Genomic DNA, 17,047 nt, shown 5'->3' on the forward strand with positions numbered 1-17,047 from the left:
ATATTTATATAAGGAAAGTAATTTTTTATCACAGTATTATTATTCTATTTAATAATCATCGAAAAAGCAATCTAAGATTTGTCTTTTACCCCCTATACACAGTTTTCCTACCATATTATTTACCTTTTAGACTTTTTGCACAGGGATAAGTATCTTCAAAGGAAGATATCCGTCTGAAGCTGAGGGGGAATTAGCACCAAGAAATTCGATCGAATAGGGTTTGCAAAAAGAGTATGGGGAAAGGGGTATCCATGTCTGAAATATATACTCATATGTAAATTCGATATTTCCGGAAACATGGTTGAATTCAATGCAGCTGAGGGCAGGGATGGTTTTCCCGATGGAATTATCGGGTATGTTTTCCAATGAATGGACTTGAGAGAATGCTATTTTGAGGATATCTTTACCACATGTATGAGGTTCATGTGCTATTATGTGAGAATGCCTGCCTGAAGGGTGCAGGCGAGCTTTCTTTCCACTTAACTCTTTGATTTCTCCAACCAGATTTAGCTGCTTTATTTCAACTAAGGAAGGTGTAAAAAAATTATTCGTGTTGATATGGATCAGGTATTCAATGTTTGAAGGTGATTTTATAGCTGTTTTACAGATATGATGATCAGTCTTATATTTATTCGGAGTAAGGCCAAACATTCTCTTAAACGCTCTGGAAAATGTTTCAAGGTTATTAAACTGGTACTCAAATGCGATATCGGTAATCTTTTCATCATTCTGGCGAATAATTTTTGCTGCTTCGGACAACCTCCTGCGGATAATATAATCATATGGGTTATGACCTGTAAATGCATTGAAAACCCTGGAAAAGTAAAATATGGAGTATCCTATACTTTTTGCCGCATCCATGACAGTGATAGGCTCTTTTAAATTTTTCTCAATAAAACATATAGAGTTGTATATTTCGTTTATAGCAGCCATAAGCTCCATTCCAATTAATCATATATTCTTTTCTCTTACAGGGATATATACATCCATTTCGGAGGATTCGACGGAGTCTATACCCTTGAACCGCTTATCATAACAAAGAACCGAGAAATTATATGATACCTCATATTCTTTTCCAAGCCAGGTGTTGAGTATTTCCCCCCCCCAGTCGGATGTGATTTCCTCGCCCTTCAGTGTAAATACAGCATACCTTGTAGGCGGCAGCTGTCTTGCAACACATTCTATGGGGATGTCCTCCAGTCTGCTCACAATAACACCGGCAAACACATCAAAAAGGCCGGTTTCTATAGTCTGTTGGGTTATGAAGTGTATTTCAAAGGTGCAATCCTGAAAGCGGACATTTTTTATCAGTCCGGAGTTTGTACTATAATACTTGTAAAACCGTTTCCACAATTCACCGATTTGATTTTCTTCGCTCCATGCTGAAGCTTTTTCAAAGGGATCGCCGAAGAAATTCATACCTATAAGAAAGAAAGTTTCTACTTCGGTTATTCTTATAAATTCCATATATATCACCTTTCAGATGCAGCATTCATCAATTTAGCCGGTCGGCTCAGATAAAACCATGTTTTATCAAAGCTTCGTAGGCGTACTCCAGGTCACCATATAAGCAGTTTTTACCAAACTAACATGACGAGATGAATTAATTATATAATATGCGCTACCAATAGGCGAGAGCAAATTTCATCAAATCACTACCTCAAATTGCCTTAATAGGTACTGTAATCAAGCAATAATAGTCAAGAAGTTTTTTTATGCCAATGGTAAAATTTTAACATAAAAAATTATTTGATAAGGATGGGGTTTAAGATGAGTGAAGAAATCAGAATATCACCAATCGGGTTTGTTAAAGTTATAAATAACCGGCAAATGCTGGTTATAAACAAGGAATTCATAGAGGCTATGGACGGTCTGGATGGTTTTAGCCATATAAATGTACTTTGGTGGTGCAACTTGTTTGATAATAGTGAATACCGAAATATTTTGACATCAGAGCAGCCATATAAAAACGCACCTGAAAAACTTGGTATCTTCGCAACAAGGGCACCAATCAGACCAAATCCGGTAGCATTAACAACAGTGTCACTAATCGGGATAGATAAAAAAACAGGTGAAATACATGTAGACTATATTGATGCTGAAGAGGGTACTCCGATAATAGATATTAAACCATACTACCCTTGTTCAGATAGAGTCAAAAACGTAACTACGCCTGAATGGAGCTCCGGTTGGCCGGCATGGAGAGAGGATTCTGCTCACTTTGACTGGAGTTCGGTCTTTATTAATGCCAGATAAAGTGAATTACTTCCCCAAGGAAATAAGGAGTAAATATCCCTGGGGAAGTAGTTTTACAATGTTCCTTCTCCCGGATGCCAGTCAATAGGACACAAACCACCGGATTGCAGGGCTTGAAGAACTCTTAGCGTTTCATCAACACTTCTTCCTACATTTAAGTCATGTACGACAGAATATCTTACATATCCTTTAGGATCTAAAATAAATAATCCCCTAAGTGCAATTCCTTCTTCGTCAATTAATATGCCGTAGCTGCGCGTGACAGATTTGGTCATGTCAGAAGCCAGCGGATAATTAATCTTACCGAGTCCACCATTTTCTATTTCAGTATTGATCCATGCCTTATGTGAGAACTTGCTGTCAACACTTACCCCAAGAACCTCCGCATTAAACTTTTTGAATTCATCAATTCTTTTGCTGATTCCTGAGATTTCTGTAGGACATACAAATGTAAAATCAAGGGGGTAAAAGAAGAGTACAAGCCATTTATCTCTATAGCCGGATGAGGTAACTTCTATAAAGTCCTCTCCGTTACCGCTTACAGCTTCCATCTTGAAATCCGGCGCAATTTTGCCTACAAGTCTTTCCATGCTTATCTCCATTCCTTTCAGATTTTTTTGTTCCATATTTAAATCTGATCCAAAGAGCAGTTATTGGGGCAGACACTCTGCTCAGCTAAACTTATTATTCCCCAAAGCTGCGGTAATAATCTCAATAGAAAGTTTTAAATCTGAAAATCTGGTTAAAATAATGCTAAGCTTATATATTGATAAAAAAATATCAAAAAATATTTACAATTTATAAGACATGCGATATTCTATTAATGTTAAATTTTACGCATTGGAGGGAAATATTACTATGAAACAATACCTGGAAATTGAAAGCGTATTCGCTAGAGAAATATTGGATTCAAGAGGAAATCCTACTGTTGAGGTAGAAGTTATAGTTGAAGGCGGTTTTGTTGGAAGGGCAGCAGTTCCGTCAGGAGCTTCAACAGGAGCTTTTGAAGCTGTTGAATTAAGAGATGGAGATAAAGGCAGATACCTTGGAAAAGGTGTTGAGAAAGCTGTAGATAACGTTAACAATATCATAGCTCCTGAAGTAGAAGGAATGAATGTATTTGATCAGGTTGCTATAGATAGATTGATGATAGCTCTTGACGGTACACCTAACAAATCAAAATTAGGAGCAAATGCTATCCTTGGCGTATCACTTGCAGTTGCTAAAGCTGCAGCTGAAGCTATCGGATTAAGCCTTTACCAGTACATAGGCGGTGTAAATGCCAAGAACTTACCTGTCCCTATGATGAACATTATAAATGGTGGCAAACACGCAGACAATAGCGTTAATATACAGGAATTCATGATCATGCCAGTGGGAGCAACGAGCTTCAAACAAGCTCTTCAGTGGTGTGCGGAAGTATTCCACAACCTCAAAAAGGTATTAAGCGCAAAAGGTTACAGTACGGCAGTTGGTGATGAAGGTGGTTTCGCTCCAAACCTGAAAGCTGACGAAGAAGCTATACAGGTAATAATCGAAGCTGTAGAAAAAGCCGGCTATAAACCTGGTTCTGATTTCAGAATTGCTATAGATGCTGCAGCTACAGAAATGTACGAAGCTGCAAAAGAAAAGGGTCAGGAAGGAAAGTATTACTTCTGGAAATCTGATATAATGAAGACTAAGGAAGAAATGGTTAACTTCTGGGCAGAGCTGGCAGAAAAATATCCAATAATTTCACTTGAAGACGGTGTATCAGAAGAGGACTGGGAAGCATGGAAAATGCTCACTGATAAACTTGGCGACAAGATACAGCTTGTTGGAGATGATCTTTTTGTTACAAACACTGAAAGGCTTAAAAGAGGTATTGACATGGGAGTTGCAAATTCAATTCTCATCAAAGTTAATCAGATCGGTAGCTTGACAGAAACTCTCGAAGCTATTGAAATGGCTAACAGAGCTGGCTATACTGCTGTTACTTCTCACAGGTCAGGTGAAACTGAAGATGCTACAATAGCTGACATAGCTGTAGCTACAAACTCAGGACAGATTAAGACTGGAGCACCTTCAAGAACAGACCGTGTTGCTAAATACAACCAATTGTTAAGAATTGAAGAAGAACTTGGTGAAGTTGCAGAATATCCAGGTTTGGCTGCTTGGTTCAACCTCAAGAACAAATAATTAATGTAGCTCTGTAAATAATCAAACAAGCCATATTTATAAATGTGGCTTGTTTTTTATATAGCAATATGTTAGAATGATACTTGTCAATTTTTTAGGAGGTGTTCTCTTTGAGCGTAGTTGGTTACATTTTTACTGCAATACACATAATCTTCTGTTTATCAATAATAGTAATAGTACTTTTGCAGTCAGGAAAAACAGCTGGTATATCCGGCGCAATTTCCGGCGGTGCAGAAACATTTTTCGGTAAGAACAAGGGTAGGACAATAGATGCATTGCTCAGTAAATATACAGCGGTTGCAGCTATAGCCTTTCTTATTACTTCAATACTGGTATACGCCTTAGCAAGCAAATTGATATAATAGTATATAAATCAAAGGTTGTGCATAAATGCACAACCTTTTTTGTTTCCTTTTTTATCACCACCCAAAAAAAAGACACCAAACACCAGAAGTTTGTACACTTTACCTGATTCCAAAGGAGATATATGATTAGAATGAAAAAAATCATCTGCTGGTAAATGTATTAAGGAGTATGAATATGGTGTTAGAAACTATAGGGAAACAGATATATATCGGGCTGAAAATTCCTTTGTGGCAAAACCTTGAGGAAAAATTCCTGCATAAACGTGTGATTGACAGGTTTAGGCTGGTTCTTATAGAAAAGGGGTCAGGAATACTTAAGGTTGGGGGAAACAGGGTTTTATTCAATGCACCGATGGTTTTCTGCATAAGTGAAAATGAAGAGGTTATACTGGAAAAAAGCATACAGCTTAAGGCAAGCTCTGTCTATTTTAGCCCAGAGGCCGTAAATAGTGCACTGACTTTCGAAAACATAAGGAGTGACAGCGCTGGAATATCAGAAATAGAGCGTAATGACTGTATACTTTTTGAACCGTTTCATATCAGACATAACGGTTATCATGGGCAGTTGCAATTAACACCTTCTACATTTAGCAGAATAATACAGTTGCTCGGTTTTATAGGGAAAGAGCTTGGAGAGCAGAAGAATTATTATTGGCCGTGCCGCAGCAGATCTTTTTTCATTGAACTTTTGTTTATAGCTAAAAGCATATTTTTAATTTCACAGACAGATAATAGTGTGGTATTAGATGAAAAATCCGAAGTTTGCTTGAACCAGATAGCATTATATCTGAATTCGAATTATGAAAAAAAGATTACTGTGCCGGATTTATCCAAAGCATTCAATATTAATAAGATTATACTGAATGAAAATTTCAAAGAGCGATTCGGGATGCCGGTTATTCCTTACCTAGTAAAATTGCGTATCTGTCTTGCAACTATGCTGCTGAGAAATACAATGATTCCTATATCGGAGATAATGGAAAGGACAGGGTTTAATGACCTGGCCAATTTTACGAGAATATTCCATAAAGAAGAGGGGTTATCTCCTGGTGAATACAGAGAGAAGAACTGCTGGCTGCTAAAATGATACTGGGGTTAATGCAGAGCTATCTCCTATTTGTAGGAAAAAGCGTAATCCAGGCAGATAACTTAAGCCGAATACTTGAAAGTGTATCCGGCCATATAGGTATAATGCTTGGTGGTACATAATAACTTAGTTATTCGAGCTTATTAGTTAAATCCACGTACCAGGTAGTCTTGATAATGTCGGTAGTTTTTTGTGTTGAGCCATTCAGATCCAGGTTTTTTAGATGTATGCCGTATAACCTGCTATTAAAGGCACTATAGAAATAAATACTGCGGTTGGTATGATCCCTGATAACTCCCCACTGCGTCCAATCGAACTTGGATTTAGAAGTGCTCATATTGAGTGTACCGCAAGGTACTGCGAGGGTTTGCAGTATTTGTAGGGCTAATCCAACACTTTCCTGGGTATTCTTTGGTTGAAAAGTACTGTGCCGCAGAAGTTCTGCCCGAATGAAACGGGAGGCAGATGTTGGATCGCCGGGACTTCCGAGCTGGCCGCTGCCGAAAAGCTCTACATCCGGACAAGGCTTAGGGTTATTTCTGAGGCTTAAGTTTTCGTAATTATATAGATTGGTAAGATGCCAATCAAATGGTGGATCATTAGTTAACACACCTATATTATTAGTATAAGTCTTCATCTCTCCGTCAATAAATTCCACAATCAAGTGGTTTCCTGAGGCATCGCTGATAATAAAGTGCAGCGGGGCTTCGGAAGAGGTTTGAGTTTGAGTTGGGTCGATTATCGTTAGTTTAGTAAGCGCTGCTTTTACTTCATCAACACTCCTGAAATTTCCTAATACAAAGCTTACAAACCTTGCATTGCAAAGTATAGGAGTGCCTGGCGTGGGATTTGGGTACTTACTGCACTGCAACCATAAGGAAGCAGCAGAAAGTCCTGCTTCGTTCAAACCATCGGAAGAACATAATATGGGAACCCCAGGCCGACCATGCACCATACTGACAAATGCGTATTTGTTCTTCCATTGGATTTCTCCAGGCAGTGCGGCTGCAGGAAACGACTGGCCACGAGGTGTAAAGTAGATTTTTGTTAGAAGTTCTTCAACAAAATCCATCGTTCGTGCTGAAATCATAGGAGCATCCTTTGAATTTCTCTGAAATGATATATTAGTACACATGTTTTTTCTCCTCACAGCTTATTCTATAAAGTATTCCCTGTTTACAGAATATGCACTTAAGTTTTTCTTTGTGTCTTCCGGAGTAAACAAAATCGTTATCAATAAAGGGGCTAAAAAACCATATGCCGTTGTGTCTGTGTCATGCATAGTGTTTTTGATGTTATGCAGGATTTTTTTAAAATTACATAGAATGTAATTCATATAAAGGAAATAATAAATGAATTAATATATACAGGAGATGAGTTTTATGGAGAGGATAGAGGCTCTTAAAGAATTGAAAAGCAGGCTTACCAACAATAATCTTATCAAGCATTCACTTGCCGTTGAGGCAATCATGAGGGAGTTGGCTTCATATTTTAGGGAGGATGGGGAGAAGTGGGGACTGGCAGGATTGATGCATGATATAGATTATGACAATACTGCTGCAGAGCCTTCCAAACATAGTATCTTGGGAGCTGAAATCCTTGAAGAGCTTGGTGTGGATGAGGCCATAGTCTATGCTGTCAGAGCGCACAACAATTATCATGGAATCGAAAGAAAGAGGAAGATGGATAAGGCACTATATGCAGCTGATCCCGTTTCAGGTCTGATAACTGCTGCGGCACTGATACTTCCTTCGAAAAAACTTGATGATGTGGATGTGAATTTCATAATGAAGAGGTTTAGTGAAAAAGGTTTTGCGAAAGGTGCAAACAGAGAACAGATCACATCCTGTAAGGAACTTGGACTAGATTTGGAACAGTTTATAGGCATTTCACTGGAGGCTATGAAAAAAATATCATCAGAGCTTGGATTATAGCCGGATAGCTCTGGCTCAGCTAACAGAAAATATTCCACCTTATTACCGAAGAATACCTACTGTGAAATTATAATGCAATGTAATAGTATGTAGTTGTAAATACTTATTAAGTCAGTTTCCTATGAGCACAGATGTTTGTAGGCATTATTTTACAGGAGGAATTCAGTTTATGAAGGTACGGAGAATAATTGTATTATCACTGATTATTTCAGTGCTGTGCGTATTTACAGCAGGTTGTACGGATAAAAAGGCAGAGGAGAAAAATGGCAGTGTGAAACAAACAGTTACACTGGAGAGCAATGAAACTACGGATAAGGATAATACTGGTGGAGCTGAAGAAAAAAGTACTGCAAAAATGCCCATAACAAAAAACGATTCGGGAAAAACCTTGATACAGCGAGTGTCAACAGATAAAACCTATAGCAATACATTTATGATTACTTCAAAAAGTGGAACAGTAGTTATAGCGGATCCATATACAATGCCTGACGGTATAATTAAAAGTGTCGATACCATATGCAGCACACATACCCATTACGATCATGTGGATGCGATCTTTTCGGACCAGTTTAATTGCAAAAAATCCCTCGGTAAAGCAGAGAATTTCAAAGTAAAAGATATAAGTATAACCTCTATTGCATCATCACATGATGATCTTGAGATTTCACCTGAAAATCCTACCAATGTAATTTATATCTTCGAAGTGGATGGATTAAGGATTGCACACATGGGTGATATAGGGCAGGAATCTCTGACTGATGAACAAATAAAGCAGCTGGGGAAAATAGATATAGCATTTATGCAGTTTGAAAACAGTTATTCAAACATGTCGCTGGAAAATGAAAAAGGATTGAAACTGATAGAACAGCTAAAGCCTCAGATAATTATTCCTACTCATAGTTCAGCCGATGCAACAAAAAAGATAGGTGAAATCGCAGGAAAACTTGAGACTGTAGAGAATATTTTTGAAGTTAGTAAGGATGATTTGAAAGATTCGGGAAGAAAGGTAATTGATCTGATAAATACACTGTATTAATCATTTGATTATGTGAAGCAAATATACAAAATGTTAGAAAAAACCTCTTTAAAATGCTCGAAATTTAGTTAATGGCATTTTTAGAGGTTTTTGTTTTTGAGTATATGCTAATTATGATATAATCTTTAGGATATCTATATTTGTTTTTATTTTATGTAAATTATTAAACTAAATATATGGTTAAGATTTCATAAATTGAGAATAATAATTCTTATAGCATTCTGGGAGGAGAAAACCGTATAAATACGGTTGGTGAAATTTATGAAGGAAGAAAGAAAAGAACGTATACTGGCTTTTATGCGAGAGGATGCTTACAAGCCTCTGCTTTTTAAAGAACTCGCCATGGTACTGGATGTTCCGAAAACTGACATGGACGAATTTGGGAGTATAGTTGAAGAGCTTGAGAATGAAGGAAAAATATTCAAGACACATCGGGATAGGTATGGAATACCTGAAAGGATGAGTCTTGTTGTAGGGCGTATACAGGGAAATGAGCGTGGTTATGGATTTGTCCTACCCGAAGATGAAAAACTGGGCGATGTATTTATTGCTGCCGATGCTTTAAATGGTGCTATGCACAATGATAGGGTAATAGCCAGAATAAATAAGAAGCTGGCAACTGATAAAAGGGCTGAAGGTGAAGTTATCAGAATACTGAAAAGAGCTAATGATACTATCGTCGGAACATTTGAAAGCAGTAAATATTTCGGCTTTGTAGTACCGGATAACAAAAGGATTTCAAGTGATATTTTCATTCCCAAAGATGAATTTAACAAAGCCAAACCCGGGCAAAAAGTTATTGCCGAAATCGTTAAGTGGCCAGAAAAACGGAGAAATGCCGAAGGCAGAATAGTTGAGATTATCGGTGATAAAAATGAGCCTGGCACGGATATATTATCTATAATTAAGACATATAGTCTGAAGGAAGATTTTCCGGAGGATGTAATTAAACAGGCTGAAGCAGTACCGGATACGGTTACTGAAAGCATGACTGCGGGGCGGAGAGATTTAAGACAGCTAAAGATGATAACTATAGACAGTGAAGATGCAAAAGACCTGGATGATGCGGTTTCAGTTGAAATACTTCCTGACGGTAATTACAGATTGGGAGTACACATAGCTGATGTAAGTCACTATGTGACTGAAGGCTCACCCCTTGATAAGGAAGCGTTAAAACGTGGAACAAGTGTTTATCTGGTGGACAGGGTGATACCCATGCTTCCAAGAAAGCTTTCAAATGGGATTTGCAGCCTAAACCCCAAGGTGGACAGGTTGGCATTTACTGTAATGATGGATATTGACTCAAACGGCAAGGTTTTAGGCCATGATATATTTGAGAGCGTAATAAATATCAATGAGAGAATGACTTATAAAAATGTATATAAAATTCTTGTTGAAAATGATAATAAACTAATAAAACAGTACGATTATCTTATAGAGGATTTTAAAAACATGGAGAAGCTAGCCATGATATTACGCAAGAGGAGGTTTTCCAGAGGGGCAATAGATTTTGATTTTGAAGAAGCGAAAATCATATTGGATGAAAAAGGCAAGCCTGTAGATATCAAGCGATATGAAATTACTGTAGCAAATAAGATTATTGAAGAATTCATGCTTGCATGTAATGAAACTGTGGCTGAACACTTTTTCTGGGCCAATGTACCTTTTGTCTACAGAATACATGAAGACCCCGACACTGAGAGAATCGAATCCTTCAGTGAATTCGTTCACAACCTGGGATATACATTGAAGGGTATAAATAAGATTCATCCGAAAGCGCTGCAAGAGCTGCTTTCGAAAGTAAAAGGCACGAAAGAGGAAAGAATAATCAGCACTGTAATGCTAAGATCTTTATCAAAAGCAAGATACAGCAACCAGAACACAGGGCATTTTGGACTGGCAGCGAAGTATTATTCCCATTTTACCTCACCCATAAGAAGATATCCTGACCTCATAATACACAGGATTATGAAGGAATTCCTGAAAGGGAAAATGAGTACCGGCAGAGAACAGTCGCTGAACGAAAGTCTGCCCGAAGTGGCAAGGATATGCTCTGAAAGGGAACGGGCGGCAGAGGAAGCTGAGAGGGAGACTGAAGATCTTAAAAAAGTGGAATACATGAAGGAGCATGAAGGAGAAATCTTTGAGGGAATTATATCAAATGTCACATCCTTTGGTATGTTCATAGAGATGGATAATACTATTGAAGGTCTGGTAAGAATGAGTAGTATGGAAGATGATTACTATATATATAATGAAAAGCAGTATTGCCTGGTAGGTGAAAGAACAAGGAAAACATACAGAATTGGTGATGTAGTGCGTGTGAAACTTGCAAAAGCTGACATTGCCACTAGAAAGATAGACTTTATACTGGCTGAAGATGAGGATGGCAATGAATCAAAGATTAAAGAAGTAAATGAGAAAGAAGAAAAGCCTAAAAAGAGCAGACGTAGAAAAAATCCGGTAGATAAGGAAGTATTGCTTAATATAATGGGCAAAAAGAAGAGGAAAAAGAAAAAAGGTAAAGAATAAGACGGGGTATATAGTAATGATAATTGTGAGTGCATGTCTGGCAGGTATAAGCTGTAGATATAATGGAGAGGGCAGTCTTGACGGAGAAATTAGGAAACTGCTTCAGGAAGGCAGGGCAATCCCGTTGTGTCCCGAGCAGCTTGGAGGATGTCCTACTCCAAGGAGAAAAGCTGAAATATATAAGGGGACTGGTGGGGATGTTTTAGACGGTAAATGTATTATTGTAGATGAAAAGGGTGAGGATGTAACCACCAGGTTTGTAAGAGGGGCGGAGGAAGTATTGAAAATAGCAAAAATAGTTGGTGCTGATAAAGCATTCTTGAAGGCAAACAGCCCTTCTTGCGGATGCGGACAAATCTATGACGGCACTTTTTCGGGTAATTTGACCATAGGGAATGGAGTTACAGCTGAGCTGCTTATAAGGAACGGTATAATAGTGAAATCCGAGAGCGAAATAGGCAATAAATAAAAAAGCCGGGCTTATCCCGGCTTTTGCTTAACGGTTATATAACAAAGTTTTTGATTTCTTCAAAGAATTTATCACAATCATCTGAATGTACATCTACTTTAATTGGTTTGCTCAAATCAAGGCTGAATATACCCATAATTGATTTTGCATCAACTACATAACGACCTGATGTCAAATCAACATCGAAATCGTATTTATTAACGTTATTTACAAAATCCTTTACATCATTGATTGACTTTAAAGTAATGTTAAAAGTTTTCATATAGTATACCTCCCAAAATAATGTTTATGTCGAGTCAATGCCAAACAGCAAAATTTTCTATGCTTTTATATTATCCTGTTTGTAGTTACAAGTCAATGACGATATTGTTAAAACTTACTATATGCATTATAATAAAGTAGTTGAATCTGGCTTGCTAGTGCGTTTTTACCACTTATTGTGCATATTAAACAAACTTTTTAATAAAAATATGTGAAAATGCCAGTAGTGGTAGATTTGATGGGTTTTTCCACAAAAGCAGACAGGTTTTTGATGCTGATACAGGCTAAAACGAAGTTGTTAGTTAATAAATATTCCGGCAGGAAAAGATAAGAATAATTGTATGAAGAAATATACGTGGGAGCAGAAATGAAGAGAGTAGCATTTTACACCCTTGGATGCAAGGTAAATCAATATGAAACGGAAGCCATAACAGGGCTCTTTCAAAAGGAAGGCTATGAAGTTGTGGATTTTGACGATAAGGCTGATGTATATGTAATAAATACCTGTACAGTCACAAATCTGAGTGACAGGAAGTCGAGACAGATGATCAGGCGTGCAAAGCATAACAATGAAAATTCCATTGTTGCAGTCATAGGTTGCTATGCACAGACTGCTCCGGACGAAGTACTTGGTATACCGGGAGTGAATCTTATTATAGGCACGAAAGACCGGGGTAATATTATAGAATATATCAAGGAAATTGAAACAAGTGAGGACAAACTGGATAAAGTAAACAATATCATGGGTACAGTGGGTTTTGAGGAATTGAGGGTAGATTCCTATAAAGAGAGAACAAGAGCATTTCTGAAAATCCAGGAAGGCTGTAATCAGTTTTGTGCGTATTGTATCATTCCTTATGCCCGTGGTCCTATCAGAAGCCGGGTACCAGAGGAAATTCTGAGTGAAGTCAAAAAACTTGCGGCTGCAGGCTTTAAGGAAGTAGTGCTGACAGGAATACATATAAGTTCCTATGGTAAAGATATAGGAAAAACTTCACTTCTGGAAATTATTAAAGAAGTACATGAGGTTAATGGTATAGAGAGAATACGTTTAGGTTCACTAGAGCCTACTATAGTTGATAATGAATTCATTAATACTGTGAAGAACCTTGAAAAGCTGTGCCCTCATTACCATTTATCATTGCAGAGTGGTTGTGATGGTACATTGAGAAGAATGAACAGAAAATACACGGTTGAAGAGTATAGAGATGTAGTAAAACTACTCAGGGATAACTTTAGTGACGTAGCTGTCACTACTGATGTCATGGTAGGTTTTCCAGGGGAAACAGATGAGGAATTTGACATGACATATTCATTCCTTAAGGATATATCTTTCGCTCAGATGCATGTTTTCAAATACTCTCCAAGAAAAGGTACTCCTGCAGCAAGCTTCCCGGACCAGGTTTCTCCAGATAAAAAAGAAGAACGCAGTAAAAAGCTGATATTGCTGTCAAAAGAAAAAACACTGGAATTCAATACTAGATTTCTGGGAAATACTATGAAGGTACTTCTGGAACAAGCAGTTCCCGGGAAAAGGGGAGTATTGGAAGGGTTGACATCCAACTATATAAAGGTGCTGTGCAGGGGTGAGGAAGCATTGAAGGGAAAGATACTGGATATAAGGCTCGAGGAAGCCATAGATGATTATGTTAATGGCAGCAGAGTATGATATAAAAATTTAATAAATTGTTCAAATTGCGATGCTACTGGGTGTCAAACCCATAACCGGATTTATATGACTTGCATAAATTATCCTGTTGTATTACTATATATATACAATGTGTAATAGCACATAGGAATTATATATAGTAATATTGAATACACTAAAATAGGACAAAGTTTAGTGAACGGATCAGAAGTATCCGGGCTACTTGCACAATGAATCTGAATACATTAGAGGGAAGATTTCGGGTGTCATAATCCTGAATACAGTTTTCCGTCGGCAGGGGAGTGGTTAGTTATGATAAACAGTGAAACCATGATGTTTAAAGTTGAGAAAGATAAACTGAATGAAGCCAGAGAAGTCATTACAACTGTTTATGAAGCTTTGAAGGAAAAGGGTTATAACCCGATCAACCAGATTGTAGGTTATATCCTGTCGGGCGATCCTACATACATAACTAGTCATAAGAATGCGAGGAGCATAATAAGAAGGCTTGAAAGAGATGAGCTGCTTGAGGAAATCCTGAAATGTTATTTAGAGGATAAAAAATAATCTTAACCCCGTATTTCAATGAATACGGGGTTTTTAGTGTTCTGGTGGTTGTTATGGAATATGTTGCTTTGGGAAATACGGGAATCAGAGTATCTAAAATGTGCTTCGGGGGTTTGGTAATCGGTCCGCTGCAGGCTAATCTGTCCATAAATGAAGGCGCAGAGGTCATACTTAAGGCTTTTGAAATGGGAGTAAATTTTATTGATACTGCTGAGCTCTACGGTACATACTCTCACATAAGGGAAGCTACTAAAAGATTTGGGAATAAGCCTGTGGTAGCCACAAAATCATACGCTTATACAGCAGAAGGAGCAGCAGAAAGTCTTGAAAAGGCAAGGAAAGAGCTCGACTCTGATATAATTGATATCTTTCTGCTCCATGAGCAGGAAAGTAAACTGACACTTAGGGGACACAGGGATGCTCTGGACTATTTCCTTGCAGCAAAGGCTAAAGGGATTATTAAGGCTGTAGGTGTATCTACCCATAATATAGAAGTTGTGAAAGCATGTGCGGATATGCCGGAAATTGATGTGCTTCATCCTATTGTAAATAAGACTGGAATAGGAATAGGGGACGGTTCGGTGGATGAAATGCTTGAAGCTGTGAAAAATGCTTTTGATAAGGGAAAAGGGATTTACAGCATGAAGCCCCTTGGAGGAGGAAACTTACTTAGATCGTACGATGAAGCAATGAAGTTCGTTCTGGATATTCCATATATTCATTCTATAGCTTTAGGTATGCAGACTGTAGAAGAGGTAATAATGAATATCAGTGTGTTTGAGAAAAAGAAAGTACCTGGGGATATAAAAAAGGCACTGGATAGCAAAAAAAGAAAACTGCATGTAGACTATTGGTGTGAAGGCTGCGGAAGGTGTATAGAAAGATGCAGCCATAAAGCGCTTAGGTTGGTTGACGGGAAGGTTACAGTCGATCAGGATAGCTGTGTATTGTGCGGTTATTGCGGCAGTGTGTGTCCTCAGTTTTCGATAAAAATATGTTAAAAGGCAGGTGTAATGGAAGTAACATGCGGATAATGGGAATTGATTATGGAGACAGCAGAATCGGAATATCTATTAGCGACCCGTTTGGGTGGACAGCTCAGGGAGTGGAAACTATCCATTTGAAAGGGGGCTTGCAAAAGGCTCTTGAGAGAATACACCACTTAATTAAGGAATATAATATTAATAAAGTAGTTGTGGGATTTCCCAGAAATATGAACGGTACTATAGGTCCCAGAGGGGAAAAGACACTGGAATTCATTGATATGATTGGTAAATACACTACAGAAAACAACCTGAGTGATTTTGAAATAATTAAATGGGATGAACGGCTTACAACGGTAGCAGCAAACAGGACCATGCATGAACTGGGTGTTAAGACATCAAAGAAAAAAGGTGTGGTTGACCAAATAGCGGCTGTGTACATTTTACAAGGTTATCTGGATAGTATAAAAAAATAATTACTACGGATAATGGGAAATAGATGGATTATGTGATATAATCTCAATGACTGCAAAAACTATATTGAAAATACAGATATGTCTGAGATTTTTTATAGTTTCAATAAATGTCTCACGCGATAAGAGGAGGAGTTTTTTATGTCAGAAGAAAGAGACGATCTAGTGGTACTGGTTGACGAAAATGGTGATGAGGTTGAATTCGAGCATATTGACACCATTGAAATGAATGGGAACGAGTATGTAATTTTAATTCCTTTCACTACTGAAGAAGAACAGGATTCAGATGAAGTTGTTATTCTTAAAATAGAGCACGGGGAAGAAGGCGAAGATTCTTTCGTAAGTGTTGAGGACGAAGAAGAACTCAATCAGGTGTTTGAAGAATTCAAGCAAAGAATGGAAGACGAATATGAATTTGATGGAGAAGAATAAGAATCAGCCGGTATGAAATACCGGCTTACTTATTTACTCTCCCTTTTCAGCTGGAGTCTTTGCTGATCAAAAATGTACTTAACTACGCTATCCTGGTCCTTTGCAGAAATTTTCTTAAAATATAGGCCTAGTTCATATTTCTTTTCCTTTGAAGTGTGAATTTCAGAATTACGCATTATAATACAAACTGCCTTAATCGGATTATTGTCACTCAGGAAAACCTGAACTTCTACAAAAGAACCTTTAGGGATATTTTCACTTACGACTATACAGGTTCCGTTACCGCTTAAGTTTCGGGTGATTGCCTTTTTGAATTCTGCAGATTCGGGTACAGGGCTATTCTCCTGAGCGGGATCCGTTTCGTTATGTATACGGTATAGAGCATTTAGGTTACAGTCAAATCTATAGTATTTTCTTCTCTGAATTTTTTCTATTTCGCTGGTAAGCTTTATATGAAGGAGCAATATGTTACCTTTTTTTTCCTTGTTTGTAACTACTGCGGTAAAAGACATGAGACCGTACTTGTCATGCATGAATAAAGATCTCATATTACTTCCTTGAGCAATAAATACAAACTTTGATTCATATATGGGACATAGAATCAATGCATCCTCATTATTAACTATATCAATAAGCTGGCTGACATATGTTTGCCCTGTTTTTTCACCCAAGCTGTTTATTAATTCAACCTCAAGTCTTGTTCCTATCACTATTTCCCGAATGTTCATTAGCAATTCTCCATTTATCCAGTATGTTAAATATATAGCAATTATATTTAGTCTGGTTTTTTATCTATAAACATTATATTATGTTTTACTATTAAGGT

Annotated in this window: 20 protein-coding genes; 14 read left to right on the forward strand and 6 right to left on the reverse strand. The window is 37.7% G+C overall.

The window, feature by feature from the left end; genetic code table 11:
* Nucleotides 1-126: 126 nt before the first annotated feature.
* Together N3I35_04220 and N3I35_04225 are read right to left on the reverse strand one after the other, a co-directional pair.
* Nucleotides 127-933 carry a helix-turn-helix domain-containing protein gene (locus tag N3I35_04220; protein MCX8129290.1) on the reverse strand — a complete coding sequence of 269 codons (807 nt, stop codon included), beginning with the start codon at nucleotides 931-933 and terminating at the stop codon, nucleotides 127-129.
* 18 nt (nucleotides 934-951) lie between these two features.
* Nucleotides 952-1,467, reverse strand: coding sequence for a GyrI-like domain-containing protein (locus N3I35_04225; protein ID MCX8129291.1), 516 nt, complete (start codon nucleotides 1,465-1,467; stop codon nucleotides 952-954).
* 303 nt (nucleotides 1,468-1,770) lie between these two features.
* Here N3I35_04225 and N3I35_04230 point away from each other — a divergent pair, with 303 nt between their 5' ends.
* Nucleotides 1,771-2,256 (forward strand): SAM-dependent methyltransferase, encoded by a 486-nt coding sequence (locus N3I35_04230; GenBank protein MCX8129292.1) that lies wholly within the window; start codon nucleotides 1,771-1,773, stop codon nucleotides 2,254-2,256.
* A 53-nt stretch (nucleotides 2,257-2,309) separates the two neighbouring features.
* Here the strand turns inward: N3I35_04230 and N3I35_04235 are convergent, their stop codons facing one another.
* Nucleotides 2,310-2,846, reverse strand: a complete 537-nt coding sequence (locus N3I35_04235; GenBank protein MCX8129293.1) for a peroxiredoxin — start codon at nucleotides 2,844-2,846, stop codon at nucleotides 2,310-2,312.
* A gap of 268 nt (nucleotides 2,847-3,114) precedes the next feature.
* Here N3I35_04235 and eno point away from each other — a divergent pair, with 268 nt between their 5' ends.
* From eno to N3I35_04255, 4 genes are all read left to right on the forward strand, one after another.
* Nucleotides 3,115-4,434 (forward strand): phosphopyruvate hydratase, encoded by a 1,320-nt coding sequence (gene eno, locus N3I35_04240; protein ID MCX8129294.1) that lies wholly within the window; start codon nucleotides 3,115-3,117, stop codon nucleotides 4,432-4,434.
* A gap of 110 nt (nucleotides 4,435-4,544) precedes the next feature.
* Complete coding sequence (gene secG, locus N3I35_04245) at nucleotides 4,545-4,796, forward strand: preprotein translocase subunit SecG (GenBank protein ID MCX8129295.1); 252 nt, start codon at nucleotides 4,545-4,547, stop codon at nucleotides 4,794-4,796.
* A gap of 178 nt (nucleotides 4,797-4,974) precedes the next feature.
* Complete coding sequence (locus N3I35_04250; protein ID MCX8129296.1) at nucleotides 4,975-5,886, forward strand: AraC family transcriptional regulator; 912 nt, start codon at nucleotides 4,975-4,977, stop codon at nucleotides 5,884-5,886.
* Nucleotides 5,883-6,008, forward strand: coding sequence for a hypothetical protein (locus N3I35_04255; GenBank protein ID MCX8129297.1), 126 nt, complete (start codon nucleotides 5,883-5,885; stop codon nucleotides 6,006-6,008). The genes N3I35_04250 and N3I35_04255 overlap by 4 nt, the downstream gene beginning before the upstream one ends.
* Nucleotides 6,009-6,016: 8 nt before the next feature.
* Here N3I35_04255 and N3I35_04260 read toward each other — a convergent pair whose 3' ends face one another.
* Complete coding sequence (locus tag N3I35_04260; protein MCX8129298.1) at nucleotides 6,017-7,021, reverse strand: linear amide C-N hydrolase; 1,005 nt, start codon at nucleotides 7,019-7,021, stop codon at nucleotides 6,017-6,019.
* Between the two features lie 247 nt (nucleotides 7,022-7,268).
* Between N3I35_04260 and N3I35_04265 the strand changes: the two genes are divergently transcribed.
* From N3I35_04265 to N3I35_04280, 4 genes are all read left to right on the forward strand, one after another.
* The gene (locus N3I35_04265; protein ID MCX8129299.1) at nucleotides 7,269-7,820 is read left to right on the forward strand and encodes an HDIG domain-containing protein; all 552 of its coding nucleotides are present in this window, start codon (nucleotides 7,269-7,271) and stop codon (nucleotides 7,818-7,820) included.
* Between the two features lie 169 nt (nucleotides 7,821-7,989).
* Entirely contained in the window at nucleotides 7,990-8,856 is an 867-nt protein-coding gene (locus tag N3I35_04270; protein ID MCX8129300.1) for an MBL fold metallo-hydrolase, read from the forward strand.
* 261 nt (nucleotides 8,857-9,117) lie between these two features.
* On the forward strand, nucleotides 9,118-11,388 hold the full coding sequence (rnr, locus tag N3I35_04275) for a ribonuclease R (GenBank protein ID MCX8129301.1): 2,271 nt from the start codon (nucleotides 9,118-9,120) through the stop codon (nucleotides 11,386-11,388).
* 16 nt (nucleotides 11,389-11,404) lie between these two features.
* Nucleotides 11,405-11,857 (forward strand): DUF523 domain-containing protein, encoded by a 453-nt coding sequence (locus N3I35_04280; GenBank protein MCX8129302.1) that lies wholly within the window; start codon nucleotides 11,405-11,407, stop codon nucleotides 11,855-11,857.
* Between the two features lie 34 nt (nucleotides 11,858-11,891).
* Here N3I35_04280 and N3I35_04285 read toward each other — a convergent pair whose 3' ends face one another.
* Nucleotides 11,892-12,119 (reverse strand): HPr family phosphocarrier protein, encoded by a 228-nt coding sequence (locus N3I35_04285; protein ID MCX8129303.1) that lies wholly within the window; start codon nucleotides 12,117-12,119, stop codon nucleotides 11,892-11,894.
* A gap of 366 nt (nucleotides 12,120-12,485) precedes the next feature.
* On the opposite strand from N3I35_04285, the gene mtaB reads away from it, so the two are divergent.
* From mtaB to N3I35_04310, 5 genes are all read left to right on the forward strand, one after another.
* The gene (gene mtaB / locus N3I35_04290; GenBank protein MCX8129304.1) at nucleotides 12,486-13,787 is read left to right on the forward strand and encodes a tRNA (N(6)-L-threonylcarbamoyladenosine(37)-C(2))-methylthiotransferase MtaB; all 1,302 of its coding nucleotides are present in this window, start codon (nucleotides 12,486-12,488) and stop codon (nucleotides 13,785-13,787) included.
* 291 nt (nucleotides 13,788-14,078) lie between these two features.
* Nucleotides 14,079-14,333, forward strand: a complete 255-nt coding sequence (locus N3I35_04295) for an IreB family regulatory phosphoprotein (GenBank protein ID MCX8129305.1) — start codon at nucleotides 14,079-14,081, stop codon at nucleotides 14,331-14,333.
* 53 nt (nucleotides 14,334-14,386) lie between these two features.
* The gene (locus N3I35_04300) at nucleotides 14,387-15,334 is read left to right on the forward strand and encodes an aldo/keto reductase (GenBank protein MCX8129306.1); all 948 of its coding nucleotides are present in this window, start codon (nucleotides 14,387-14,389) and stop codon (nucleotides 15,332-15,334) included.
* 23 nt (nucleotides 15,335-15,357) lie between these two features.
* Nucleotides 15,358-15,792: a Holliday junction resolvase RuvX gene (gene ruvX / locus N3I35_04305; protein MCX8129307.1), complete on the forward strand. Its 435-nt coding sequence runs from the start codon at nucleotides 15,358-15,360 to the stop codon at nucleotides 15,790-15,792.
* A gap of 138 nt (nucleotides 15,793-15,930) precedes the next feature.
* Complete coding sequence (locus N3I35_04310) at nucleotides 15,931-16,221, forward strand: DUF1292 domain-containing protein (protein MCX8129308.1); 291 nt, start codon at nucleotides 15,931-15,933, stop codon at nucleotides 16,219-16,221.
* Nucleotides 16,222-16,250: 29 nt separating this feature from the next.
* Here N3I35_04310 and N3I35_04315 read toward each other — a convergent pair whose 3' ends face one another.
* Nucleotides 16,251-16,949: a flagellar brake domain-containing protein gene (locus tag N3I35_04315; protein MCX8129309.1), complete on the reverse strand. Its 699-nt coding sequence runs from the start codon at nucleotides 16,947-16,949 to the stop codon at nucleotides 16,251-16,253.
* Nucleotides 16,950-17,047 lie beyond the last annotated feature (98 nt).

The organism is Clostridia bacterium (assembly GCA_026414765.1).
Classification (GTDB): Bacteria; Bacillota; Clostridia; order Acetivibrionales; family DSM-27016; genus SKW86.

Coding starts and splice junctions, on each gene's coding strand:
- ruvX (MCX8129307.1), top strand. CDS start 15,358: ATGCGGATAATGGGAATTGATTATGGAGACAGCAGAATCGGAATATCT.
- N3I35_04230 (MCX8129292.1), top strand. CDS start 1,771: ATGAGTGAAGAAATCAGAATATCACCAATCGGGTTTGTTAAAGTTATA.
- N3I35_04310 (MCX8129308.1), top strand. CDS start 15,931: ATGTCAGAAGAAAGAGACGATCTAGTGGTACTGGTTGACGAAAATGGT.
- rnr (MCX8129301.1), top strand. CDS start 9,118: ATGAAGGAAGAAAGAAAAGAACGTATACTGGCTTTTATGCGAGAGGAT.
- N3I35_04295 (MCX8129305.1), top strand. CDS start 14,079: ATGATAAACAGTGAAACCATGATGTTTAAAGTTGAGAAAGATAAACTG.
- N3I35_04250 (MCX8129296.1), top strand. CDS start 4,975: ATGGTGTTAGAAACTATAGGGAAACAGATATATATCGGGCTGAAAATT.
- eno (MCX8129294.1), top strand. CDS start 3,115: ATGAAACAATACCTGGAAATTGAAAGCGTATTCGCTAGAGAAATATTG.
- N3I35_04280 (MCX8129302.1), top strand. CDS start 11,405: ATGATAATTGTGAGTGCATGTCTGGCAGGTATAAGCTGTAGATATAAT.
- mtaB (MCX8129304.1), top strand. CDS start 12,486: ATGAAGAGAGTAGCATTTTACACCCTTGGATGCAAGGTAAATCAATAT.
- N3I35_04285 (MCX8129303.1), bottom strand. CDS start 12,119: ATGAAAACTTTTAACATTACTTTAAAGTCAATCAATGATGTAAAGGAT.
- N3I35_04270 (MCX8129300.1), top strand. CDS start 7,990: ATGAAGGTACGGAGAATAATTGTATTATCACTGATTATTTCAGTGCTG.
- N3I35_04255 (MCX8129297.1), top strand. CDS start 5,883: ATGATACTGGGGTTAATGCAGAGCTATCTCCTATTTGTAGGAAAAAGC.
- N3I35_04220 (MCX8129290.1), bottom strand. CDS start 933: ATGGCTGCTATAAACGAAATATACAACTCTATATGTTTTATTGAGAAA.
- N3I35_04265 (MCX8129299.1), top strand. CDS start 7,269: ATGGAGAGGATAGAGGCTCTTAAAGAATTGAAAAGCAGGCTTACCAAC.
- N3I35_04225 (MCX8129291.1), bottom strand. CDS start 1,467: ATGGAATTTATAAGAATAACCGAAGTAGAAACTTTCTTTCTTATAGGT.
- N3I35_04260 (MCX8129298.1), bottom strand. CDS start 7,021: ATGTGTACTAATATATCATTTCAGAGAAATTCAAAGGATGCTCCTATG.
- N3I35_04315 (MCX8129309.1), bottom strand. CDS start 16,949: ATGAACATTCGGGAAATAGTGATAGGAACAAGACTTGAGGTTGAATTA.
- N3I35_04300 (MCX8129306.1), top strand. CDS start 14,387: ATGGAATATGTTGCTTTGGGAAATACGGGAATCAGAGTATCTAAAATG.
- N3I35_04235 (MCX8129293.1), bottom strand. CDS start 2,846: ATGGAAAGACTTGTAGGCAAAATTGCGCCGGATTTCAAGATGGAAGCT.